We start from the raw sequence: 23,328 nt of genomic DNA on the forward strand, positions 1-23,328 counted from the left end.
CGAACAAACACTGTCCAGTGTGGACAACCCGGAAACGTTGGAACTCAACGACATCGGCCAGGCGCGGTTCCGCCTCGCGCAGCCGGTGGCGGCCGATGACTACACCACCAGCCGCCGTGCCGGGGCGTTCCTGGTGATCGACCCGAAGGACGGCGACACGCTCGCGGCCGGGATGGTCGGCGCACCGCTCCCGGCGTTCGGCACCCTGGCCACGAAGGCGCGATGAAGTGAGCACACGCCTTTCCCGCCGCACGGCTGTGGTCCTGGCCCTGGTATTGGCACTCGCGTCCTGTTCCCGCGCTGGCGGCGGCGACCCGGCCACCACCGGGCAGCCGCGGGACCTGGGACCCGTCGGCGAAATCCGGGTCGGCTATTTCGCGAATGTGACCCACGCCCCGGCGATCATCGGGGTGGACAAGGGATTCTTCGCCCGCGAACTCGGCCCGTCCAAGCTGGTTCCGCAAACCTTCAACGCGGGCCCGGAAGCCATCAGCGCGCTGCTGGGCGGTTCGCTGGACGTGGCGTTCCTCGGTCCCGGCCCGGCGATCAACGCCTTCACCAAGTCCGGCGGTACGGTCCGGCTGATCGCCGGGGCGGTCTCCGGCGGCGTTCAGCTCGTGGTCAAACCGGACATCGCCGCGCCGGAGCAGCTCCGGGGGCGCACCCTCGCCACTCCCCAGCTCGGTGGCACGCAGGACATCGCCCTGAAGACCTGGCTGGCCCGGAACGGCCTGGCCGGCCAAGTCTCCGTCGCGGCCCTGAAGAACGCGCAGGCGTTCGACGCGTTCCGCGGCGGCGAAGTGGACGGCGCCTGGCTGCCCGAGCCCTGGGCCTCGCGCCTCGTTCTGGACGCCCACGCCAAGGTGCTGGTGGACGAGAAGACCCTGTGGCCGGGCGGCCACTTCCCCACCACCGTGGTGGTGACCCGGAACGAGTTCCTCCAGCGCCACCCCACCACCATCCGGGCCATCCTCAGGGGCCAGGTCGCCGTGCTCGAGTGGGCCGCGGCCCACCGGGACGAAGCGAAAGCGGCGGTGAACGACGGCATCGAAGCGAGAACCCGGAACCGGCTTTCCCCGGCCGCATTGGACCGCGCCTTCGACGCGGTCCAGCTTTCTCCCGATCCGCACGCCCTCACCTACGCGCAGCTGGCCCAGGACTCCGTGACGGCGGGGGTGATACCGAGCCCGCCCTATCTCGAAGGCCTGATCGATCTGCGGCTGCTCAACGAGGAACTGGCCGCGCGCGGCAAGCCCGCCATCAGAACCGCCGGATTTCGGGTCGAGTGAGAGGAGGTCCGCGACACTATGGTCACCGACCAGGCGGTGCGCTCGCAGTCGACCGGCACAGCGGTCCGGCTGGCCGGTGTCACCAAGGTTTTCGGGCACGGTGAGCGCGCCGTGACAGCGCTGGAGGGGCTCGACCTGACCGTCGGCGCCGGGGAGTTCGTCTGCGTCCTCGGGGCTTCGGGATGCGGCAAGACGACGTTGCTCAATCTGGTGGCCGGCCTGGACGAATCGACCACCGGCACCATCACGCGCAACACCGCACGCCCCGCGGTGATGTTCCAGGACGCCGCCCTCATGCCGTGGCTGACCGCGGCCCGCAATGTCGAACTCCCGTTGCGGTTGGCCGGGTTCCCGCCGCCACTGCGCCGCGCGAAGGTCGCCGAGCTGCTCGAGCTGGTCCGCCTCGGCGGGGCCGGTGACAAGCGACCGCACGAGCTTTCCGGCGGGATGCGGCAGCGGGTCGCGCTGGCCAGGGCACTCGCCGCCACCTACCGGGTCGACGGCGACAGCAGGCCACCGCTGCTGCTGATGGACGAACCGTTCGCTTCACTCGATGCGATCACCCGGGACGTCCTGCAAGGCGAACTGCGGCGGATTCAGCGCAGCACCGCGACCGCGGTCCTGTTCGTGACCCACGACGTGCGGGAAGCCGTCCGCCTCGGGCGGCGCCTGGTCCTGCTCTCCTCGCGGCCGGGACGTGTCGTGCGGCAGTGGACGAATACGGCGGAATCCACCGAGGCCGAGCTGGTCGACGAGATCAGTGCCCGGCTGCGGGAAGTGATCCGGACCCATGCGGCGAGCTGAGGCCGAACCCGACAGCGCCGCGGTCGGGGCGGGACTGGACGCGCTGGACACCCCGGTCACCGCCCACCGGCGTTCCGTCCGGCGCCGCCTGCTCGGCACGGTACTGCCTCCCCTGGCGGCCTTCGCCCTCGTCATCGGGGTGTGGCAGGCGCTGTGGGCCAGCGCGTGGTGGCCGGAGTTCAAACTTCCCTCGCCCGGCACGGTGTGGACGACGTTCTGGGCCATCACCGTCGACGGCTCCGTGTTCGAGATCGTGTGGACCTCGGGGCATCGGGCGGTTCTCGGGTTCGCCGTCGGCGCCGCGATCGGGACCCCGCTCGGTCTGCTCGTCGGCCGGATTCCCCTGGTCCGCGCCGCGATCGGCCCGCTGCTCACCGGGCTGCAGAGCCTGCCGTCGGTGGCCTGGGTGCCTGCGGCGATTCTGTGGTTCGGGATCAGCGATCCCGCGATCTACTTCGTCGTGCTGCTCGGCTCGATCCCCTCGATAGCCAACGGCCTGATCGCCGGTCTCGACCAGGTTCCGCCGATCCTGCTGCGCGTGGGCCGGGTGCTCAACGCGGGCCGATTCGCCACCGCCCGGCACATCCTGCTACCGGCCGCGCTGCCCGGATACCTGGCGGGGCTGAAGCAGGGATGGGCGTTCTCCTGGCGTTCCCTGATGGCAGCCGAACTCATCGCGGTTTCCCCGCAACTGGGCATCGGGCTCGGCGCCTACCTCAGCCAGGGGCAGGACTTCAACGACATGCCCATGGTGCTCTCCGCCATCTTCCTCATCCTGCTCGTCGGCATCGGCGTCGACCTGCTGCTGTTCCGCCCACTCGAACGCGCGGTGCTGCGAGCCCGCGGCCTCACCACGCCCTGACCCCGGTACTCGGAAACCGATCTGAAACCGCGGTGAAGCCCATCGCCCGCACGCTCGTCGTCGTGGCCAACCCGGTCACGGTGCGACGCGAAAGGGGCTTGGCGTGACCACGGACATCGCGAAGGCGGCTCGGCTCAGCGAAGAGGCGGTGTTCCCGCTCAGCACCTTGGATCCGGCCGCGCCGCTGGACGACCTGGCATGGCTGGACGCGGCGATCGGCGACGCGCGGGTGGTGGCGATCGGCGAGAGCGCGCACTACAACGCCGAGTCCTACCTGCTGCGCCACCGCCTGCTGCGGTACCTGGTCGAACGGCACGGGTTCGGCGCCTACGCGTTGGAGTCCGGGTTCGTCGAGGGCCGGCAGGCCGACGATTGGGTCCGGGGCGGCGAGGACCAGCTCGGTGACGTCCTGGCGAACGGCATCACGGGGTTGATGGGGCTGTGGACGCAGCAGCGCGCCCACCTGGAGTGGATGCGGCGGCACAACCGCGGCGCGGCACGGCCGGTGGGCTTCTACGGGATCGACCTGTGCGGCTCGAACGTGTCCCCGCTACCCGGCCTGGACGCCGTCGTCGCCTACCTCGCGGAGGCGGACCCCGAGTTCGCGGTGGACGCGGGCATCCGGGAGACGGCCGCCGCTTTCGCGCCGCCGTCCGCGTTGTCCCTGCCCGCCGCGATCACCGCCTACGGCAAGCTCGCCGCGGCGGACCGGGACCTGCTGACCGCGGGCCTCGCCGAACTCGCCGCGCGCATGGCGGGACGGCGCCTGGAGTACGTCCGGCGAACCACCGCCGAGGCGTATGAGCGGGCGCTGCGCGCACTGCGCATCACGATCACCGTCGACCTGGGCATCCGCGCGATGGCCCGCGGCGACCTGCGGACCGTGCTGTTCAACCGCGACGCCACGATCGCGGACACCGTCGAGTGGATCCTGCGCCGCGAGGACCGCATCGTGCTGGCCGCCCACAACGGCCACCTCCAACGCTGGCCCACCACCCTGCAGGGCGAGTCCCCGGCGACGCCGATGGGCATGCACCTGGCCGACCGGATCGGCGAGGACTACCGGGTCATCGGCATCACCAACGGCACCGGCCAGACCCTCAACACCAGCCCCGACTTCTACACCGGGACTCTCTTCACCGACCTGGAACCACCCCGGCCCAGCAGCCTCGACGCGCTCATGGAAGCCAGCTGCGACCGCCCCTTCGCCACCGACCTCCGGCGGCTCTCACCGGCCGACACCGCCGCCGTCCGGGCCGCCACCCAGCAGCGTTTCGGCACCTACTACGCCGAGACGAGCCCGCTGGACGCCTACGACGTCCTCGTCCACCTCCCGCACGTCACCCCGGCCGAACCCGATCACGACGCCCTCGCCCACTCGCCCCACGACGTCCAGGAAACCTTCTCCCACTGGCAGCCGCGGTGAGGTCGGCCAGCTTCCGGTCACGCGCGACAATTGATCTCATGACACCCGCCTCCCCGAACGACGGCTACCTCCTCGACAACGCGCAGCCTGAGGCGGGCACCCGCTTCGACGCACTCAGCGAGTTGTTCGACCCCTCCACCCGCCGGCACATCGAGGACCTGGGCGTCGCTCCGGGATGGCGATGCTGGGAGGTCGGGGCAGGCGGCCCCTCGGTGGTGACCTGGCTTGCCGGGCGGGTCGGGCCGACCGGCCGGGTGCTGGCGACCGACATCGACACCTCCTGGGCCGCCGAGGCGGCGGGAGGCGTCGTCGAGGTCCTGCGCCACGACGTCGGCGAGGACGAGCCGCCCGAGCGCGGCGGCTTCGATCTCGTGCATGCCCGGCTGGTGCTGGTGCACGTGGCCGACCGGGAACGGGCCCTGCGCGCGATGACCGACTCGCTGCGGCCGGGCGGCTGGCTGCTGGTGGAGGACGCCGATCCGGCGGCGCAGCCGCTGATCTGCCTCGACGAGCACGGGCCCGAACAGGTGCTGGCCAACAAGCTGCGGTCCGGCTTCCGTTCACTGCTGGCGTCCCGCGGCGCCGACCTCGCCTACGGCCGGAAGCTCCCCCGCCTGCTGCGGGAGGCAGGGCTGACCGGCGTCCACGCGGACGCGTACTTCCCGATCACCGCACCGGCCTGCGACGTCCTGGAGGCCGCGACGGTCCGCCAAGTACGCGACGGTCTCGTCGCCGCTGGGCTCGCGACCGACGAGGAAATCGATCGCCATCTCGCGAACGTCGGCTCCGGCCGCCTCGATCTGGCCACCTCCCCCATGATTTCCGCATGGGGCCGCCGCCCGTAACGCCTTGCTCGGCCGGCCCGGGAGCTAGGCTGTGTTTCATAATGCGCGCGTCCGGATTTGCGTAGCCAGGCCGTGACTCGCGCAGGTCTCTCACGTGGAGCAGGTCTGCGGCCTGCCTCCGCAAATCCGGGGCCTTCGGCCGAGGCGCGCGCCGGGTCGTCTCGAGCGGGAACACACGGCTTTTGAAACACGTCCTAGGCGCGGAACGTCCGCCGGTAGGCGAGCGGCGATACGCCGACCGCGGCGTGCAAGTGCTGGCGGAGCGAGTCCGCCGAGCCGAACCCGGCGCGGTGGGCGACCTGATCCACGGGAAGATCACTGGCCTCCAGCAGGTGCCGGGCGAGCTCCACCCGTTGCCCGATCAGCCAGTCGCCGGGGCTCATCCCGACTTCTTGCCGGAAGCGGCGGGTGAAGGTCCGCACGCTCATCCGGGCGTGCCCGGCCAGCTCGGTCAGCGGCAGCGGGCGCTCGAGCCGTTGCAGCGCCCAGGCCCGGGTGGCCGCGGTGGTGGCCGTCGACGGATTGGGCACCGGACGTTCGATGTACTGCGCCTGCCCGCCGTCGCGCCAGGGCGGTACCACACAGCGGCGGGCCGCGCGGTTCGCGACCGCGCTCCCGTGGTCGCGACGGACGATGTGCAGGCACAGATCGACTCCGGCCGCCACTCCGGCCGAGGTGAGCACCTCGCCGTCGTCCACGAACAGCACGTTCGCGTCCCATTTCACCTGGGGAAACAATCGCTGACAACGCTCGACCTCGCACCAGTGCGTGGTCGCGGGTCGGCCGTCGAGCAGCCCGGCCGCGGCGAGCAGAACGGCCCCGGTGCAGATCGACACGACGCGGGTGCCCGGCCGCATCGCGGCGAAGACGTCGATCGGCGGTTCGAGCGCGTCCTTGTCCGCGGGTTCCCAGGCGAACGGCGGGATGACCAGTGTGTCCGCGGTCTCCAGCGCAGCGCCGCCGCGTTCCACCGCGATGGCGAAGTCGGCGGCGGTGGTGACCGGCCCGCCGTCCAGCGAACACGTGATCACCTCGTAGAGCCGCTCGTCCGCGGGACCCCGGGCCGCGCCGAAGACGCGCGCGGGAATGCCCAGCTCGAACGGAAAGACGTGGTCCAGGGCGAGCACGACAACGCGGTGCATGGCCCGATCCTCGCACATCATGACCATCAGGCCACTTCCCGCCGCCCGCCGGTGCCAGCAGTCTGCATACGCACAAGACGTTCCGCGAGAAAGGAAACCGTTGATGCGCGCGATCAGCCAAGAGGTCCTGGGCGGTCCGGAAGTCCTCACCGTCGTCGAGCTCGACCGGCCGACGCTCGGCCCCTCCGACGTCCTGGTCCGGGTCCACGCCGCCGGCGTCAACCCGACCGACTGGATGCACCGCACCACCGGGCTGTATCTGGGCACGCCGCCGTTCGTCCTGGGCTGGGACGTCTCCGGCGTCGTCGAGGCCGTCGGCGCGGGCGTGACGCTCTACAAGCCGGGCGACGAGGTTTTCGGCATGCTCGACTACCCGCGGGGCGCCGGGGCCTACGCCGAATACGTGGCCGCCCCGTCCCGGAACTTCGCCCGCAAACCGTCCGGAATGGACCACGTCCGGGCGGCGGCGCTGCCGGTGGCCGCGCTCACCGCCTGGCAAGCCCTGGTGGACACGGCCGACGTCCAGCCCGGCCAGCGGGTGCTCATCCACGCCGCGGCCGGCGGAGTGGGCCACCTCGCCGTGCAGATCGCGAAGGCCCGCGGCGCGCACGTGATCGGCACCGCCCGCGCGGCCAAACACGACTTCGTCCGCGGCCTGGGCGCCGATGAGATGGTCGACTACACCCGGACCGATTTCGCCGAGGCGGTGCGGGACGTCGACTTCGTGCTCAACGCCGTCGGCGGCGACTACGGCCCGCGCTCGCTGCGAACCCTGCGCCCGGGCGGCACCCTGGTCTCCATCCTCTTCTCGCACTCCGAAGACATGGAACCCGCGGCCAAACAGCGCCGCGTCCGGCTGGAGAACCTGACCGTCGAAGCCGATCACGCCGGTATGCGGGCGATCGCCGCACTGGCCGGCGCGGGCCGCCTGCGCGCCGAGATCGACGGCGTACTGCCGCTGGAGCAGGTCGCCGAGGCGCACCGGCGCGGCGAGACCGGCCGGACGGCCGGCAAACTCGTGCTCACCGTGAACGCATGACCTCAGCCGGTCAGATAGCCGCCGGAGGCGTCGAGGTCGGTGCCGGTCACCGCGCTGGCTTCGCCGGAACCGAGCCACAGCACCACGTTCGCCATCTCCTCGGCGCGGACGATGCGTTTGATCGGGTAGCTCTGGGCGATCTGCTCGTAGGTCAGCCCGAACGCCTCGGCGGCGCGGCGCAGCATCGGCGTGTCCACCGCGCCGGGCGCGAAGGCGTTGATCCGGATGTTGTCGGCGGCGTATTCCAGGGCAGCGACCTTGGTCAGCGAGGCGACCGCGTGCTTGCTCGCGTTGTACGGGGCGATCGTGGCGAATCCGGCTTCGGCCGAGATCGACGCGGTGTTCACGATGACCCCGCCGCCCTGGCGCAGCAGTTGCGGGATCTCGTACTTCATCGCCAGGAAGACGCCGCCGACATTCGTCCGCCACACCGCCTCCATGTCCACAACGGACTGTTCGTGCAGCCGCACCGCCCGCGGGCTCTCGATTCCCGCGTTGTTGAAGGCGATGTCGATCCGCCCGTACCGGTCGACGCAGGCCTGCACGAAATCGCGCACCTGGCTCTCGTGGCGGACGTCCGCGCGGCGGTAGGTGGCATCGCCGCCGGCGGCGCGGATCTGGTCGGCCACCTGCCGGCCGAGTTGTTCCCGGCGGCCGCAGAAGAACACCCGCGCGCCTTCGGCGGCCATGGCGCGCGCGGTGGCCGCGCCGATGCCCGAGGTGGCTCCGGTGATCAGCACGACCTGGCCCGCGAACCGGCCGCGCCGACCCGTTCCCTCGGCGACGGCCGCCGGTGCCCCGGCGGCCAGTCCGAGTCCACCGGCCAGCAACGCGTGTCGCCGGGTCATTCCCCGGTTCTGGACGTTCATCGGCCCGCCAGCCGATCCGGTAGCGGCGCCAACGGGTAGTGCTGCCAGAAGAACGCGTCGGCGGCATGCTGGTCGGCGGCGAAGTTGATCGCCTCCGCGATCTTGCGCCCGGTGATCCGGAAAGCCAGCGCCCAGGTGATGTCCAGCCCGGCCGGGGTGGTGCTCCATCCCCGGTGCAGATCGACGACCCAGTCCCCGTGGGCCGCGAGGAAGAACGTCTCGGCGCGGAACCCGGCGCGGCCCAGTTCCCGGAAGAACGCGAGCACCTCGGCGACGCCGACCTTCGTGCCGGACAGCGGGTGCCGCCCCGGAATCGTCCACCGGATGTCCGGGGCGAAGAACCGTTCCAGGGCCCGCGGGTCACCCTCGGCGTAGGCCCGGTAGTAGTCGCGGATCAACCGCACGTTCGGATGATCCGCGGCTTGCGCGCCCGCGGATCCGGCGCCCAGCACCGACGCGGCGACCCAGCCGGCCGTGCCGATTCCCGCGCCGCGCAACAGCGCGGCCCTGCTCAACGTCTCGTCCACTGCGGACTCCTCTCCGGCGATCGCTGACCACGCAACCAGCCGGGGGAACCGCCGTCCAATACCCGTTCTCATACGCTCGAGGCATCACGGCTCGACCACCCGCCGGGTGGCCGCGACGAAGTCCCGGACCAGCGGGCGCCGGTCGTCGCGGCGCCAGGCCAGCACCAACCGGCTGGGATCCAGGCCGCGCACCGGAACCGCCACCACGCCGTCGCGCGTGTAGATCGGCGCGTTCCCGGCCGCCACCAGGCACACCCCCACCCCGTTGACGAGCGCCTCGTAGGTCTCGTCGCTGGTGGTGATCTCCGCGGCGACCCGCACCGGATGACCCCCACGCTGGGCGGTAGCCAGCCAGAAATCGCGCAGCCCGCCGGAATCCTCGGGCAACGCGAGCCAGGGCTCGTCGAGCAGTTCGGTGAAGCGCACCTCGTCGCGACCGGCGAGCCGGTGGCCGTCCGCGAGCAGGAGCAGCCGCGGCTCCTCGGCGACGGGCAGCCAGTCGTACCGTTCCGGCCGGGGCAGCGGAAGCCAGAGGAACGCGGCGTCGACGCTCCGGTCGGCGAGCCCGGCCGTGGGGTCGTCCCAGCCGATCTGGCGAACGACCAGTTCGGCCGCGGGGCGCGCCACCGCGAAGGCGGCGCGTACCCGCCGCAGCACGCCGCGGCCCAGCGCGGTGGACATGCCCACCCGCAGCCGCGCCGCGGAAGCCTCCCGGACCCGCGCCACGGCCGCGTCCCAGGCGGCCACCAGCTCCCGCGCGGCGGGCAGCAGCGCGTGACCGGCGTCGGTGAGCGCGACATCCCGGCGGTCGCGGCGGAACAGGGCGGTGCCGACCTGCGACTCCAGCTGGTGGATCTGCCTCGACAGGGTCGGCTGCGAGACGAACAACCGCTCGGCGGCCCGCGTGAAATGCAGTTCCTCGGCTACCGCCACGAAGTACCGAAGCAGCCGGAGGTGGACGTCCTCGCTCGCCCGCACCGCTACTGGCCACCGAGACGGGCGACCATCGCGGAGGGCGGCCCGGACACGCCGAGATAGGCGGAATCGGCGCCCGTCCGCTGCCACCAGGCAGCCTGCTCCGCGGTGTGCACGTCGTCGACGACGACCGTCGCGCCGCGGCTCCGGATCAGCGGGACGACGGTCATCAGCACGGTGCCGGCAGCGGAGTCGGTGGCCGATCGCGCAGGCGCGAGGCGCACCGAGCGCACGGGGAGGTCCTCCACCAGGGTCAGCTCGGCCGTTGCCGTGCCGAAGCTGTCGAGCCGTGGCCGGATGCCGAGGTCGGCCAGCACGCCGAGGTTGTCCCGGGCTTGCGGCCCGCTCAGCGCCCGCACCGGCATGCCCACCGTGAGCAGCTCGGACGGGAAACCGGTGGCATCCAGGATCCGCACCACGCGGGAGACGAGGTCCGCGTCCGCGGCCTGGCTCGGGGTCAGCCCGACCGCGAGGCCGAGCCCGGGAGCCAGCCGCTGCTGCCACCACCCGGTCTGGCGGATCGCGGTGTCCAGTTCCCACGCCCCGAGCGCAAGGACCAGCCCGGTCAGCTCGGCCAGCTCGACGCACCGGTCGTGGTCCAGCGGACCGGCCTTCGGGCGGTCCCAGTGCAGCGTCGCCTCCACGTCGGTGATCCGGCCATCGGCGAGGGACGCGATCGGCTGGTAGTGCACCCGCAGCTCGCCGTGTTCCCACGCCCCGGGCATGGCGGCCGCCAGCAGGCAGGTCTTCCGGTCCTGGGCGCCGGGCACCGCGTGGAACAGCTCCCACTGCCCCGGACCGTTCGCCTTGGCTCGGCGCAGGGACAGATCCGCGGCACGCAGCACCTCAGCGAAATCCGCTCCCGGCTCCGGGCGATGCAGCACGCCGATGTTGGCCAGCGCGGTCACGCCCTGATCGTCCACATAGATCGGCTCGGCGAGCTCCTCGTTGATCCTCGCCACCAGGGTCGCGACCTCGGGGGTGTCCGCGGAATTCTCGACCAGGATCCCGAACCGGCCGTCGCCGATCTGGGCCACGACCGCCTTCTCCGCGCCGAACAACGCGGTCAGCCGCCGCCCGGCCGCGACGAGGAGCTGGTCACCCGCCTTCCTGCCCAGACCGTCGCACACCACCCCGTACGCGTTCAGCTCCAGGTGGAACAGGGTCAGCCCGTACCGGGAATCCGCTTGGCGCAACGCGCTTTCCAGCCGGCCGCCGAAGAACTGGCGGTTCGGCAGTCCGGTCACCGGATCGTGCACCGCCTGGCGGTTCAGTTCGCTCTGCAGCAGGAGCAGCTCGGTGTCGTCCTCGACCACGAGGACGACTTGATTCGGCCCGCCTTCGCCATCGTCGAGCACCGACATGGTCACCGAGACCCGGACCGCGTCCCCGTCGACCCGGAGCAAGCGATGCGCCTGCTTGATCCGGGCCCGGCGCCCGGCCAGCAGCGCCTGGTAGCCGTCTCGCAACGCGGCCGCGTGTTCGCCGGACACGACTTCGAAGAGGTTGGTCTCCGCCAGTTCGGACGCCCGGTAGCCGAGGATCTCCGCCATCGCGCCGTTGGCGCGGACGATCCGTCCGTCCGGCTCCGTGATCAGGATCCCGCTCGCGGAGGCCGTGGCGACCTGGTCGAACCTCTCCTCGCTCCGCTTGAGGTCCCCTTTCATGTCCTGGACCGCTTTGAGCAGGGACCGCTGCATCTGCTCCTGCTCGTCGAAGGTGACGCGCTGGATCGCCGCGGCGAAGCCGCAGGCCACCGCGCCGAGCACGAGCGCGATCCGTTCGGCGAACCGATCGATCGGCTGGAATTCCCGCTGCGCGGTCAGTCCCTTGCCCAGAACGTCCACAGTGCACGGAAGCGAGTCGGCGCCGGTACAGCCCAGCTCGACCAACCGCGCACCGACCTCGCGGGCGGGCTCGGTGCGGAACGGCTCGCGGTGCACGCAAGCGCAGACGGTGTCGAGCATCGTGCGCAGTTCGCCCTCGAGGTCCTGCTGAGCCACCGGCACACAGGTGGTGCCGAGCAGGCGGTAGGCCCATTTCCGGGCGAGCAGCAGCCGCGCACGGTCACCACCGGCCGGGGTATCCGATTTACGGCTCAGGTCGGCCATCGTGGGCTCCAGGTCGCCGTTTCGTGGACGTTTGAGCGTACCCATCGTGGCGGAAGGCTCGGCGCTCCCTTGGCGTGACCGGGCGCCCACCCGATAGGGAGAAATCGATCACGCACGGCAATATCGTGAAGATCTTTATCGCCTATGCACCCCTTTCACCGGCAACCGGGAGACCGATCTACCGGACCTTCTTGGCGACGCCACCGTAGAGCTGGGCATTGGCCTCCGGGTTGTCGGAGACGTCGCCCCGCCCCGCGGGCCGCCACAGCGCGCAGCCGACCAGACCCGGTTCCACCAGTTCGAAGTCCCCGAACATCGCACGGACTTCGCGGTACGTCCGGGTGGTTGCCTGGTCTCGCCCCTTCGCGCGGTTGAACATGCTCACCGCGCTGTCGATCTCACCGGTCTGCTGCTCACTGGTCAGGTGGGAGATCGCCAGGTAACTCCCGGCCGGGACGCGGGCGCGGTACTCCGCGAGCAGCGCGGGCAGGCCGTACTCGTCCGGGATCCAGTGCAGCAAGGCCACCATCAGCACACCCACCGGCTCGTCGAGGTTCAGCAACCGGCGCGCCTCGGGGCTGGAGAAAATGCGTTCCGGATCGCCGAAGTCCGCGTGCACGATCGCGGCGCGGTCGTTGGCGGCGAGGAGCAACTCGCTGTGCGCCACCGCGATGGGGTCGCGGTCCACGTACAGCACCCGGCAATCGGGATCGATTCCCTCGGCGACCTGGTGCACGTTGCCGCCCGTCGGGATGCCCGAACCGATGTCGAGGAACTGCCGGATCCCCTCGGCCATCATGAACTGGACGGTCCGGTGCAGGAACGCGCGATTCAGCCGGGCGACGTCCCGAATGCCGGGCATGATCTTCTCCGCGTGCGCCGCGGCCGCTCGATCGGCCTCGAAGTTGTGCGCGCCGCCCAGCAGGAAGTCGTAGGTGCGCGCACTGCTCGGCGTCATCGTGTCGATTCCCGCGGGAACCCAGTCCTGGTCCTGCCGTCGCACCATCGTGGAGCACCCCCATCCGCTCGGAAGGGAAAGAGCCTACCCAGCCGCGGCGCCCACACGACTGGGCCATCGGTGTGACGGCACATCAGCCGTTGGGGTGCTGTCGTAATGCGCCGAACGGCGTCTAGGGTGGCTCATCCGTTTCGCCCCCGCCGAAATATCACCACCTTCGATTGATCGACGCAATTTCCTTTCCGGAGGTAATTTCCCCGTGTACCGGTTCCGCACCGGGCGCGAACGCGCCCCGAGCCACCGTTGGCGCGCCGCCGGACTCACCGCGGTGGTACTCGGTTTCCTGCTGGTGCCCGCCCCGGCCCGGGCCACCGAGCCGAGTTGCCAGGAACTGGATTTCCCGGTGACGCTCGTGGCCGTCCCGCAAACGATGCACGCCACCCTGTGCGTACCGGCCGGAGGCGCGAACACGGTTCAGGTTCTCCTTCCCGGCGGCACGTACAACAGTTCGTACTGGGATGTCCAGTACGAGCCGGAGATTCGCTCGTTCCGGCGAGCGATGAACGGGGCGGGGTATGCCACGCTCGCGCTCGACCGGCTCGGCACCGGCCGCAGTTCCACGCCACCGAGCGCGCTGCTGACCACGATCACCGAGGCCGCCGCGGTGCACCAGGTGATCCAGGCGCTGCGGTCCGGCGACCAGGGGCCGGGTTTCGGCAAGGTGATCCTGGGCGGTCACTCGTTCGGATCGGGCACCGCCATCGTCGAGGCGGCGACGTTCCACGACGTCGACGGCGTGCTGGTCACCGGGCTGGCGCACCGGCTGAACCTCGAAGGAACGCTCCGGGTCTTCGCCGCGACCTACCCGGCACTGCTCGATCCCGAGTTCGCCGGCGACGGTTACGACCCCGGGTACCTGACCACGCTGCCGGACACCCGCTACTCGATCTTCCACGCGCCCGGGTCGAAGGTCGACGGCGCCATCGCCTTCGACGAATCCACAAAGGACACGTCGGCGTACACCCAGGCGGCGGACCTCTTCCCCGTCGGCATCATCGCGCCGTACTCGCTGCTGATCGACAAGCCGGTCATGATCGCGCTGGGCCAGGACACGGTCTTCTGCGGGCTGCTGGCCACCGACTGCTCGTCCGCGGCGGGGATCAAGAACTCCGAAGCGCTGTACTACTCCCCCGCCGCCGAGCTGAGCGCCTACGCGCTGCAGGGCTACGGGCACGCGATCAACTACGCCCCCAACGCACCCGACTACTTCCAGGCGGTCGCCGAATGGGCTGACCGCAAGGTGGGCCGCTGACCTGCGCGTCCGCGGGGAAGCCACTAGCGTCAAGGGGGACCGGTTCCTCGCGACTGCCAGGAAGAACGCGACATGACCCAGCACCCGGAAGTCGCCCAGATCGACGCCTTGGCCGCCGAGTTGCTCGACCAGGCCCGCCGGCACGACGCCCGGCGAACCGCCCGGACCCTCGTCAGCGGGCCCGCCCAGCGGGCCACGCTCATCGCTCTGGCCCAGGGGGCCGAGCTGGCCGAGCACGATTCGCCCCCGGCCGCCACTCTGCACGTCATCACCGGACGCGTCCGGCTGCACACCCACGACCGCGAGTGGACCCTTTACAGCAGCCACCTCATCGCCGTCCCGCCGGAGCGACACGGCCTCACCGCCCTCGCCGACACCGTCGTCCTGCTCACCGTCGCACTCCGGTAGCGTCCTGCGGGCGCGCCACGGCGACCGGGCACGGCGCGTGGCAAACCGGGGCCTGGCTGGTGGAGCCCAGCAGCATCCCGGTGAAACCGCCCCGGCCCCGGCTGCCCACGAGAAGTACCCGGATGTGCGGGTGGACCGGATCGTCGCCCGCGGCCGCCCGGTCAAGACGTTGCTCAAGTACGGCGAGCAAGCGCGGCTGATCGGGACTCGCGACAGCGAGCCTCGGCCTGCCGCGAGTCCCCCGTTTCGGTCGCGTGTGTTCCCCGTTTCGGGAGCCCGAGTTCCCCGTTCCGGGAGTTGGCGGGTGTCAGATACGGCATTCGGTGCGCGCGGAGCTTTGGTCCCAGCGAGGCAGGTATTGACCGGTCAATTGGCTTATTGCTACGGTCAATTCATGGCAGCGCCCCTCTATCAGCGGATTCGGCAGGATCTGGAGAGCCGGATCCGCTCGGGGGAACTGCCGCCCGGCTCGCGGTTACCCACCGAGGCCGAGCTGCGAGACCAGCACGGGATCGGCCGCGCCACCGCGCAGCGGGTCCTGCACGAGCTGGCTCAGGCGGGGCTGGTGGAGCGCCACCGGCGTCGCGGCACCTTCGTCACCGACGGGGTGCGCCAGGAGAACCTGCTGAGATTCGTCAATCCGAACATCGCCGGGCCGGAGATTCCCGGGCGGCACGAGGTGCACTCCGCGGCGGTGGTCCCCGCCGCGAACGCGAGGCCGGTACTGCCGGGTGTCCCCGACGACACCGCGGTGGTGCAGCTGGTCCGGCGCAAGTTCGATGTGGACGGCGAGCCGATCGCGGTGGAGTATTCCGCGGTTCCCTTCGCGCTGGCGCCTCGGCTGCTGGACGAGGACCTCGTGCACCTGACCACGATCCCGTACCTCCGCGAGCAGGGGGTTCCCCTTGCCACCGCGCGGATGTACCTCGATCCGATCCTGCTCGACGAGCAGGACGCCGAACTGCTCGACTGCGCCGCCGGGGTGCCCGTTCTCCGGCAGCGCAGGCTCATCTGGCTGGAGAACGGGGACCTGGCCGAGTCCGCGGCGTACCTGCTGCGGCCGGGAATGATGGAATTCTTCGTAGAGCAATCGATTCGCGCGGACTGAACACGGTTCTCCCCGCCGCCACCGATCATCGGCGGCCCGGTTCGTGGTGCCCGCGACGAGGAGTTTTTCATGACGACCTCTGCTCCCCGAATCGCGATCGTCGGCACCGGTGTCATCGGTGCGATGGCGGCCTGGCGATTGGCCGTCCGCGGCGCGCGGGTGCTCGCGTTCGACAGCTACGCGCCCGGCCACGACCGCGGCGCCTCGGCGGGTGAATCGCGCATCTTCCGCACGGTGTACAAGGAAGGCGGCTCGTATGTTCCGTTGCTGCGCCGGGCCGGGGAACTGTGGCGCGAGCTGGAAGCGGTCAGCGCGCGGGAGATCCTGACCCGCTGCGGCGGGCTGACCATCGGCGCGCCCGAGCATCCCGATCTGGTGGCGGTGCGCCGCTGCGCCGAGGAATACGGGCTCGCGCACGAGATTCTCGACGACAGCGCCGCGGCCGCCCGGTTCCCCCAGCACCGGCTGGATCCGGGCGAGATCGTGTTCCTCGATCCCGCCGCGGGCGTGCTGCGGCCGGAGCCCGCCGTACAGGGCGCGCTCGCGGCCGCGGCGTCCGCCGGGGCGGAAATCCTTTCGTACCACCGCATCGACGAGCTGACCGAGACCGGGGGCGGCTGGCGGCTGCGTGCGAACGGCGAGACCTTCACCGCCGACCACGTCGTGCTCTCCCCCGGCCCCTGGGCTCCGGCCGTGCGTGCACTCGCCGGGTTCCCGATCGAGGTGCGGCGGATCACCCCGTGCTGGTTCGCCGCGCGTGACGTCGCCGCGCACCGCCCGAACCGGCTGCCGATCGCGATCCGGCGGCATCCGGACGCCGGGTTCTCCTGCTTTCCCGTGCTGGACGGCGTCGCGGTGAAGATCGTTCCGCACCATCTCGGCTTTCCCGCCCTCGCGGATCCGGCCGAGCTGCCGCGGAGCGTGGACGCCGAGTTCGTGCGTGCGGCCTCCGCGGCGGTCGCCCGGTTGCTGCCGGGCCTCGTCCCCGCGCCGGTGCGGATCGGCACCTACGCCGAGGGATTCACCCCGGACGACCACGCGATCGTCGGACCGCTTCCCGGCACCGCGAACGCGACCGTCCTCACCGGATTCTCCGGGCACGGTTTCAAACTCGCGCCGGTGTTCGGGGAGATCGCCGCGGATCTCGTGTTGCACGGGAAAACCAGGCACGACATCGGTGCGCTGGACCCGAACCGGTTCACCCGCGAGGGATAACCCGAGACGTACGAACGACACGCGATTCCCGTGGAATGGCGTGCTGTCCCGTCACGCCCGCGGAAAGGCAAGCCATGCCGAAGAACTCCACCGGACAGATCGTCGCCATCGTCGTGGCGAGCCTGCTCATCATCGCGGTCGGCGCCTTGCTGTCGATGTATTTCGGCCGCCGGGCGCGCAATGCCGCCGACTGGCTGGCGGCGCCGGAATCACTGCCGCTGGTGGTCGTGGTCATCACCCAGTTCGCCACCGCGGTCGGTGGCGGGGTGCTGATCGCCCACGTCGGAATCGCGTACTCCTTCGGGTGGTCGGTGTTCGCCTACGAGGGCTGCGTGCTGCTCGGTTTCCTCGGCCTCGCGCTGATCGCGCGCTGGCTGCGCGAGCAGCGGTTCACCACCGTGCCGGACATCGTCGGGCGGCTGTTCGGGGCCGGCAAGACGGTGACCACGGTCGCCGGGATCGCCGCGTTGATCGTGCCGTTCGGCTGGCTGGCCACGCAGTTCGTGGCGTTCGCGAAACTCTTCGGCGAGCTGACCGGTATCCCCGCGACCGCGCTGATCGTGACGATCATGGTGGGGTCGCTGATCTTCGTGCTGCCCGGCGGGCTCACCTCGGTGGCCTGGACCGATTTCGTGTTCGGCATCTTCAAGATCGCGATGTCGCTCGTGGTCGCCGGGTACGCGATCCATCTCGCCGGCGGCTGGAGCGGCATCACCGGAAGGGTGCCGGCGGGGCTGTCCGGCCCCGGCGCGATCACCGCGGCCGGTGACGAGCGGATCTGGCTGTGGGTCGCCGCGATCGTGCCCGGCACGCTGACCAACCAGCTGTACTTCCAGCGCGTGTTCGCCACCAAGAAGGTCGGCGACGCCCGCCGGGGCCTGGTGCTGTCCGGCCTCACCATCCTGGTGGCCGGGGTCTACGCGGGGTGCATCGGGCTCGCCGTCCGCGCGATGAATCCCGGCCTGCCCAGCCAGGAGGCCGCGGCGGGCTGGCTGATCACCCGGCTGCCGACGGCCTTGCTGGTGGTCTACGGGGCTTTCCTGGTCGCGACGATCATCTCCACCACGGGTGCGGCCCTGCAGTCGGTGGTCGCGAACCTCACCCGCGACCTCTACCAGAACGTGGCCGGTCGCAGCCGCGGCGACCGCGGCCTGGTCTCGTTGTCCCGGGTGTTCACCGTCGCCGTCGCGGTGGCCGCCGGGCTGCTCGCGATCGCTTTCCCGAGCGCGCTGGACTGGCTGGTGGCCAGCTATGCCTACTCGGCGGCGGCGCTGGCCGCGCCGATCTTCGGCGGCTACCTGCTGCGCAAGCGATTCCCGTTGCGCTCGAGCAGCGCGCTGGCCAGCATGGCCGCGGGGCTGGCCGGCTGCGCCGTCGCGCAGTTCGTCGGCACCACCGTGCCCTACGCCGTCTACGGCATCACCGCCTCGGTGCTCGTGCTGCTGGCGTTCACGATCAGCCGCCGCACCTGGTCAAGTGCATCCACAGTGGATAGTTGAGGAGAGGTACGTGAGAATCGCGATCATCGGGCTCGGTGTGGTCGGGGCCAGCGCGGCCAGGTCGCTCGCACGGGCCGGCGCGCGGGTGACGGTGTTCGAGCGCACCGCGCCCGCGGCCGGCACCAGCGGCACTTCGTTCGCCTGGACCAACTCGCACCAGAAGGACCCGCTCGCCTACCACGAGCTGAACACCGCGGGCATCGCCGAGCACGACGCGCTGCTCGAGCCGGGTGCCGACTGGTACTTCCCGACCGGCAACCTCGAATGGGCGGCCGGACCGGCGGGGAACGAACGCCTCGCGGCCGCGGTAAGCCAGTTGCGCGCGCGGGACTACCCGGTGGAATGGATCACCCCGGCCAGGGCCCGGGAACTGGTGCCGGACCTCCGGGTGCCCGCGGAGGTCACCGAGATCGCCTGGTACCCGCGCGAAGGGTACGTGCTTCCCGTTCCCCTGCTGGCCCGGCTGTGGGGCGAGGCGCGGGATCTCGGCGCCGGGTTGCGCTGCCCCGAGGAGGTGGTGGGTATCGAGGAGCGGGCAGCCGGCGTGCGGCTGGCCCTGGCTTCCGGGGAGGCCGAGCGGTTCGACGCCGTGGTGCTGGCGGCGGGCCGGTGGACCGAGCCACTGGCCGCGTCCGCGGGGCTGATGATCCCGCTGGCCGATCCGGACGCGCCGGGGTCGGCGACCGTCGGATTCCTCGGGTACACGACGCCGGTCCCGGCACGGGTCGGCAGGGTGCTCACCACGCCGCGGCTGAACGCGCGACCGGACGGCGGCGGCCGGCTCGTCGTGCAGGGCCTGGACCTCGACGCGGCCGCGGACCCGGCGAACCCGCCCGCACCGGACGGCGAGTACGCGCGACGGCTGTGCGCGCGCCTGCGGGAACTGCTGCACGGCACCGAAGGCGCCCGGCTCGACGCGCTGCGGGTCGGCCGCCGCGCGATGCCCGCGGACGGGCACACGATCGCCGGATTCGCCGGTGGCGGTGCGGTGTACGTGCTCGCCACGCACAGCGGCATCACCCTCGGCCCGCTGCTCGGCCGGCTGGCCGCCGAGGAGATCGTCGGCGGCCGGACCAGCGCGCTGCTCGAGCGGTTCCGCCCGCACCGGTTCGCCGGGGTGGACCGGGCGAGCATCGCCCCGCTCACCCCGGCCCGGTTCGCGGGGCAGCAGTGAAACTGTCACTTCCGTTCTACCGTGGACGGCGTCGGCCGGTCCGGATGCGCACCGCGGAAAGCATTTCGCGTTGATCGGGTGACGCCGTGTTGCCCGGCAGCCCGCTTCCGGTTGTACTGGCCGGGCGGAAACAGGAGCAGGGGATTTCGCGGGCATGCCCGAAGTCGTGGCGACTGGTTGACGGATCAACTCAACGGGCCTACATTCGAGATGACACATCAACCTAAGGGGGTTCGATTTCGATGAGTGAACAGCGGGTCATCGCGGTGGTGGGCGCTACCGGCGCCCAGGGCGGCGGGCTGGTCCGGGCGATTCTGGCCGATCAGAGCGCGGAGTTCGCGGTGCGGGCCGTCACCCGGGACACCGGTTCGGTCAAGGCGAAGGAGCTGGCCGCGCAAGGCGCCGAGGTGGTGGCGGCCGATCTGGACGACGAGGCCGGCCTGCGCCAGGCGTTCGACGGCGCGTACGGCGTGTTCGTGGTGACCAACTTCTGGCAGCCGCGCACGCCGGAACAGGAGCGGGCCCGCACCGCGGCGCGGATGGAGCTCGAGCAGGCGGGCAACGCGGCCCGGGCGGCGAAGGCCACCGGCGTGCGGCACGTCATCTGGTCCACTTTGGAGGACACCCGGCCGTTCTTCGGGCTGGCCGGGACGCGGGTGCCCACCTTGGACGGCGGTAAGTACACCGTGCCGCACTTCGACGCCAAAGCCGAGGCCGACGCGCTGTTCCGCGACGCGGGAGTACCGACCACGTTCCTGCGCACGACCTACTTCTTCGAGGATTTCTTCACCCTCACCGCGCCCCGCCGGAACGAGCAGGGCCGGCTGGTGCTCACGGTGCCCATGGCCGAAGCGCGGTTGTCCGGAATCGCCGCCGAGGACATCGGCAAGACCGCCCTCGGGATCTTCCGCCGCGGCGAGGAGTTGATCGGCAAGACGATCAGCATCGCCGGAGACCACCTCACCGGCGCCGAATACGCCACCGCGATCGGCAACGCGATCGGCGAGCCGGTCACCTACCAGCCGATCAGCTTCGAGCAGATGCGCTCCGTCTCCGTCGAGATGGCGAACATGTTCCAGTACTACGCCGAAAACGAGAAGGCCTTCGTCGGCGACCGCGACCTCGACGCGGTCCGCGACCTCAATCCCGAACTGCAGTCCTTCGACACCTGGCTGGCCGCCAACAAAGCCGCCATCCCCCGCGACTGACCAAGCCCCGCGGTGCTGAGGAGAGAACTGGAGCCATGGAGCTGTTTCCTGCGATACCGCTGGCCGAATGGCGGGACACCAAGACGACCGTGCACCTGTTCTGCCAGGTCGTGGGCAAGATCCGGCTGGCGGCGAGCGTACGGCGCAACCACTGGTGGAACGTCCCCTTCCACCTCACCGGACGCGGCCTCACCACCCGCCCGATGGGCCTGGCCGACGGCAACCCGATCTTCACCATCGACTTCGACTTCGTCGACCACCGGCTGATCGCCTCCACCGTGGACGGCCGGTCGGTGTCGTTCCCGCTGCCCGGCCACTCGGTGGCCTCGTTCCACCGCGGCGTTCTCGACGCCCTGGCCTCGCTCGGAGTCAAGGTGTCCATCGCCGACCCCTCCCCCTTCGGCCTGCCGGAGAAACACCCGCCCTTCGCCGAGGACACCGGGAACGCCACCTACGACCCGGTCTGGATGACCCGCGCCTGGCAGGTGCTGTCCCAGGTGAACCTGGTGCTGGAGGAATTCGCGGCGGGCTTCTCCGGCAAGGCCAGCCCGGTCCACCTGTTCTGGCACAGCTTCGACCTCGCCCACACCCGCTTCTCCGACCGCCGCATCCACCAACCCGCTGCGGATCCGGTCACCCGCGAGGCCTACTCGCGCGAAGTGATCAGCTTCGGCTTCTGGTTCGGTGACGCCCAATCCGGGGAGGCCGCGTTCTACTCCTACACCGCCCCCGAACCAGCGGGCCTGGCCGACGAGCCGCTGCACCCCGCGGCGGCCGGGTGGACCTCCAGCGGCGGCGGCCACCTGGCCCTGCTGCGCTACTCCGACGCCCGGGCCGAACCCGATCCGCGGGCCGCCGTGCTCGCCTTCCTCGACAGCGCCTACCACGCCGGTGCCCAGCGGGCGGGCTGGAACACCGACGACCTGGCCTGCCCCGGCGGCATCACCGACCCCGAACGGAAAGCGCACCATGAACCTCGCCGGTAGCACGGCGTTGGTGACCGGAGCTTCACGCGGCATCGGCGCAGCCATCGCCACCCGGCTCGCCCGGGAAGGCGCCGCCGTCGCCCTCACCTACGCCACCTCACCCCGCGCCGCCGACCAGGTCGTCGCCGACATCACCGCGGACGGCGGGCGAGCCATCGCGATCCGCGCCGACAACGCCAGCCCCGAGGAGGTGCGGGCGGCCGTCGGATCGACCGTGCAGGCGTTCGGCGGCCTGGACATCCTCGTCAACAACGCCGGAGGCGGGCAATTCATCCCGATCGGCGAGATGTCCCTGGACGACTTCGATCGGATGTTCGCGGTCAACGTCCGAGGTGTGTTCGTCGCGATCCAGGAGGCGGTCAAGCACCTCCCGGCCGGTGGCCGGATCATCACCATCGGCAGCGTGTTCGCCGACCGGCACCCCTTTCCCGGAGCAAGCGGTTACGTCGCCTCCAAGGCCGCGCTCGCCGGGCTCACCCGCGCCGTAGCGCGCGACCTCGCGCCACGCGGCATCACCGCCAACATCGTCCAGCCCGGCGCCATCGACACCGACGCCAACCCCGCCGACGGCGCCCTTTCCGACACCATGCTCGCCGCGACACCCCTCCACCGGTACGGCACCGGCGCCGAGATCGCCGGGCTCGTCGCCTACCTCGCCGGCGAGGAAGCCGGATTCGTCACTGGCGCCACCCTCACCGCCGACGGCGGCTTCACCGTCTAGGTGTGATCTGTCGATCTTGAGGCGGCGTTCGGGTAGTCGGTCTCGTTGTGTCGATTCGTTGCTGCTCAGACCGCCCGGACTTCGGCGAGCCGCTTGACCGCGAACTGGTCGGTCCCGCTGGGGTCCCAGCACACGGCGGCTTCCCAAGCGGCCCGCGCTTGCGCGGCGATGTCGTACGCCTCGTCGGTGAGACCGGCGGCGTTGTGCGGCAGCGCCAGGTCGAGGTCGGCGATGTCGACGTGCGACTCGTCCCAGTCGATCAGCGCGACGCGATCCGCGGTCATGCGGATGTTGCGCGGGTTGGGGTCGCCGTGGACGACGCACGTGGTGCGACCGGTGACTCGCGCCCACGCCGCGCGGCATCGAACGACTCCCTCAGGCGGCATCGCGCCGAGGTCGACCTTCGTTCCGGTCTCGGCGTGCAGGAGGTCGGTCGACGATCGCCAGCCCGGGCGTTGGGGCCAACCGTGCGTGAGCCGATGCAACTGGCGGAGTGTCTCGGCGACGCGACGCCAGTCTGCTTCGGTCTCGGGCGGTCCGCCCTCCACGTAGGTCATCACCACCAGACCGTCGGCGAAGTGCCGGCCGTCCATGGTCGGGATCGGCACCGGCACCGACATCCCCGCACGGTCGAGGTGTCGCAACAGGTCGGTCTCCCACGCGAGATCAGCGTCACCGCGTCGGCCGAGACGACCGACTGCGAGGTACCCGTTGACGCGCACGCTCCACACCTCGTTGACGCCCACTCCGCCAGTCAGCGGTTCGATGCGAACGACGTCATCACCCCACTGCTTGAGTGCTTCCCATCCCACCGGCCACATCTTCGCGGAGATTCACGAAACGCTCAACG

Annotated in this window: 23 protein-coding genes and 1 pseudogene; 16 read left to right on the forward strand and 8 right to left on the reverse strand. The window is 71.0% G+C overall.

Annotated features, from left to right (window positions below):
• The 6 genes from FXO23_RS43350 to FXO23_RS43375 all read left to right on the forward strand — a co-directional run.
• A partial coding sequence (locus FXO23_RS43350) for an elongation factor 1-alpha C-terminal domain-related protein (RefSeq protein ID WP_425484963.1) occupies positions 1-226 on the forward strand: 226 nt, incomplete at its 5' end.
• A 1-nt stretch (position 227) separates the two neighbouring features.
• A complete protein-coding gene (locus tag FXO23_RS43355; protein ID WP_246258405.1) occupies positions 228-1,289 on the forward strand; it encodes an ABC transporter substrate-binding protein in 1,062 nt (353 codons plus the stop codon).
• Positions 1,290-1,307: 18 nt separating this feature from the next.
• A complete protein-coding gene (locus tag FXO23_RS43360; protein ID WP_158893500.1) occupies positions 1,308-2,093 on the forward strand; it encodes an ABC transporter ATP-binding protein in 786 nt (261 codons plus the stop codon).
• On the forward strand, positions 2,080-2,955 hold the full coding sequence (locus FXO23_RS43365; protein WP_158893503.1) for an ABC transporter permease: 876 nt from the start codon (positions 2,080-2,082) through the stop codon (positions 2,953-2,955). The genes FXO23_RS43360 and FXO23_RS43365 overlap by 14 nt, the downstream gene beginning before the upstream one ends.
• Positions 2,956-3,058: 103 nt before the next feature.
• Positions 3,059-4,381 carry an erythromycin esterase family protein gene (locus FXO23_RS43370; RefSeq protein ID WP_158893505.1) on the forward strand — a complete coding sequence of 441 codons (1,323 nt, stop codon included), beginning with the start codon at positions 3,059-3,061 and terminating at the stop codon, positions 4,379-4,381.
• Positions 4,382-4,419: 38 nt separating this feature from the next.
• On the forward strand, positions 4,420-5,226 hold the full coding sequence (locus tag FXO23_RS43375; protein ID WP_158893507.1) for a methyltransferase domain-containing protein: 807 nt from the start codon (positions 4,420-4,422) through the stop codon (positions 5,224-5,226).
• Positions 5,227-5,420: 194 nt separating this feature from the next.
• Here FXO23_RS43375 and FXO23_RS43380 read toward each other — a convergent pair whose 3' ends face one another.
• A complete protein-coding gene (locus tag FXO23_RS43380; protein ID WP_158893509.1) occupies positions 5,421-6,368 on the reverse strand; it encodes a GlxA family transcriptional regulator in 948 nt (315 codons plus the stop codon).
• Positions 6,369-6,471: 103 nt separating this feature from the next.
• Between FXO23_RS43380 and FXO23_RS43385 the strand changes: the two genes are divergently transcribed.
• On the forward strand, positions 6,472-7,407 hold the full coding sequence (locus tag FXO23_RS43385) for an NADP-dependent oxidoreductase (RefSeq protein WP_158893511.1): 936 nt from the start codon (positions 6,472-6,474) through the stop codon (positions 7,405-7,407).
• Positions 7,408-7,409: 2 nt separating this feature from the next.
• Here FXO23_RS43385 and FXO23_RS43390 read toward each other — a convergent pair whose 3' ends face one another.
• From FXO23_RS43390 to FXO23_RS43410, 5 genes are all read right to left on the reverse strand, one after another.
• Positions 7,410-8,255, reverse strand: coding sequence for an SDR family NAD(P)-dependent oxidoreductase (locus tag FXO23_RS43390; RefSeq protein ID WP_246258413.1), 846 nt, complete (start codon positions 8,253-8,255; stop codon positions 7,410-7,412).
• Between the two features lie 17 nt (positions 8,256-8,272).
• Positions 8,273-8,803, reverse strand: a complete 531-nt coding sequence (locus FXO23_RS43395; RefSeq protein ID WP_246258414.1) for a nuclear transport factor 2 family protein — start codon at positions 8,801-8,803, stop codon at positions 8,273-8,275.
• An 84-nt stretch (positions 8,804-8,887) separates the two neighbouring features.
• Entirely contained in the window at positions 8,888-9,781 is an 894-nt protein-coding gene (locus FXO23_RS43400) for a LysR family transcriptional regulator (protein WP_158893517.1), read from the reverse strand.
• Between the two features lie 2 nt (positions 9,782-9,783).
• On the reverse strand, positions 9,784-11,889 hold the full coding sequence (locus tag FXO23_RS43405) for a putative bifunctional diguanylate cyclase/phosphodiesterase (protein WP_158893519.1): 2,106 nt from the start codon (positions 11,887-11,889) through the stop codon (positions 9,784-9,786).
• A 178-nt stretch (positions 11,890-12,067) separates the two neighbouring features.
• The gene (locus tag FXO23_RS43410) at positions 12,068-12,895 is read right to left on the reverse strand and encodes an SAM-dependent methyltransferase (protein ID WP_158893521.1); all 828 of its coding nucleotides are present in this window, start codon (positions 12,893-12,895) and stop codon (positions 12,068-12,070) included.
• 211 nt (positions 12,896-13,106) lie between these two features.
• Between FXO23_RS43410 and FXO23_RS43415 the strand changes: the two genes are divergently transcribed.
• Both FXO23_RS43415 and FXO23_RS43420 read left to right on the forward strand, forming a co-directional pair.
• On the forward strand, positions 13,107-14,159 hold the full coding sequence (locus FXO23_RS43415; RefSeq protein WP_158893523.1) for an alpha/beta fold hydrolase: 1,053 nt from the start codon (positions 13,107-13,109) through the stop codon (positions 14,157-14,159).
• 72 nt (positions 14,160-14,231) lie between these two features.
• A complete protein-coding gene (locus tag FXO23_RS43420; protein ID WP_158893525.1) occupies positions 14,232-14,567 on the forward strand; it encodes a cupin domain-containing protein in 336 nt (111 codons plus the stop codon).
• Here the strand turns inward: FXO23_RS43420 and FXO23_RS43425 are convergent.
• Positions 14,548-14,688, reverse strand: a pseudogene (locus tag FXO23_RS43425) (universal stress protein); the annotation flags it as partial. The gene FXO23_RS43420 and the pseudogene FXO23_RS43425 overlap by 20 nt on opposite strands.
• Before the next feature lie 273 nt (positions 14,689-14,961).
• On the opposite strand from FXO23_RS43425, the gene FXO23_RS43430 reads away from it, so the two are divergent.
• From FXO23_RS43430 to FXO23_RS43460, 7 genes are all read left to right on the forward strand, one after another.
• Complete coding sequence (locus FXO23_RS43430) at positions 14,962-15,675, forward strand: GntR family transcriptional regulator (protein WP_158893527.1); 714 nt, start codon at positions 14,962-14,964, stop codon at positions 15,673-15,675.
• 69 nt (positions 15,676-15,744) lie between these two features.
• Positions 15,745-16,890: an N-methyl-L-tryptophan oxidase gene (gene solA / locus FXO23_RS43435; RefSeq protein ID WP_158893529.1), complete on the forward strand. Its 1,146-nt coding sequence runs from the start codon at positions 15,745-15,747 to the stop codon at positions 16,888-16,890.
• A 74-nt stretch (positions 16,891-16,964) separates the two neighbouring features.
• A complete protein-coding gene (locus FXO23_RS43440) occupies positions 16,965-18,389 on the forward strand; it encodes a sodium:solute symporter family protein (RefSeq protein WP_158893531.1) in 1,425 nt (474 codons plus the stop codon).
• A 10-nt stretch (positions 18,390-18,399) separates the two neighbouring features.
• Positions 18,400-19,563: an NAD(P)/FAD-dependent oxidoreductase gene (locus FXO23_RS43445; RefSeq protein WP_158893533.1), complete on the forward strand. Its 1,164-nt coding sequence runs from the start codon at positions 18,400-18,402 to the stop codon at positions 19,561-19,563.
• A gap of 242 nt (positions 19,564-19,805) precedes the next feature.
• Entirely contained in the window at positions 19,806-20,771 is a 966-nt protein-coding gene (locus FXO23_RS43450) for an NmrA/HSCARG family protein (RefSeq protein ID WP_158893535.1), read from the forward strand.
• A gap of 35 nt (positions 20,772-20,806) precedes the next feature.
• Positions 20,807-21,757, forward strand: coding sequence for a DUF5996 family protein (locus tag FXO23_RS43455; RefSeq protein ID WP_158893537.1), 951 nt, complete (start codon positions 20,807-20,809; stop codon positions 21,755-21,757).
• A gap of 10 nt (positions 21,758-21,767) precedes the next feature.
• Positions 21,768-22,478 (forward strand): 3-oxoacyl-ACP reductase family protein, encoded by a 711-nt coding sequence (locus tag FXO23_RS43460; RefSeq protein ID WP_343034583.1) that lies wholly within the window; start codon positions 21,768-21,770, stop codon positions 22,476-22,478.
• 65 nt (positions 22,479-22,543) lie between these two features.
• On the opposite strand, the gene FXO23_RS43465 is transcribed toward FXO23_RS43460, so the two are convergent.
• Positions 22,544-23,299, reverse strand: a complete 756-nt coding sequence (locus tag FXO23_RS43465) for a phosphotransferase enzyme family protein (RefSeq protein ID WP_218952333.1) — start codon at positions 23,297-23,299, stop codon at positions 22,544-22,546.
• Positions 23,300-23,328: the final 29 nt, after the last annotated feature.

Origin of the sequence: Amycolatopsis anabasis, from assembly GCF_009765355.1 — a bacterium.
GTDB classification, from domain to species: Bacteria; Actinomycetota; Actinomycetes; order Mycobacteriales; family Pseudonocardiaceae; genus Amycolatopsis; species Amycolatopsis anabasis.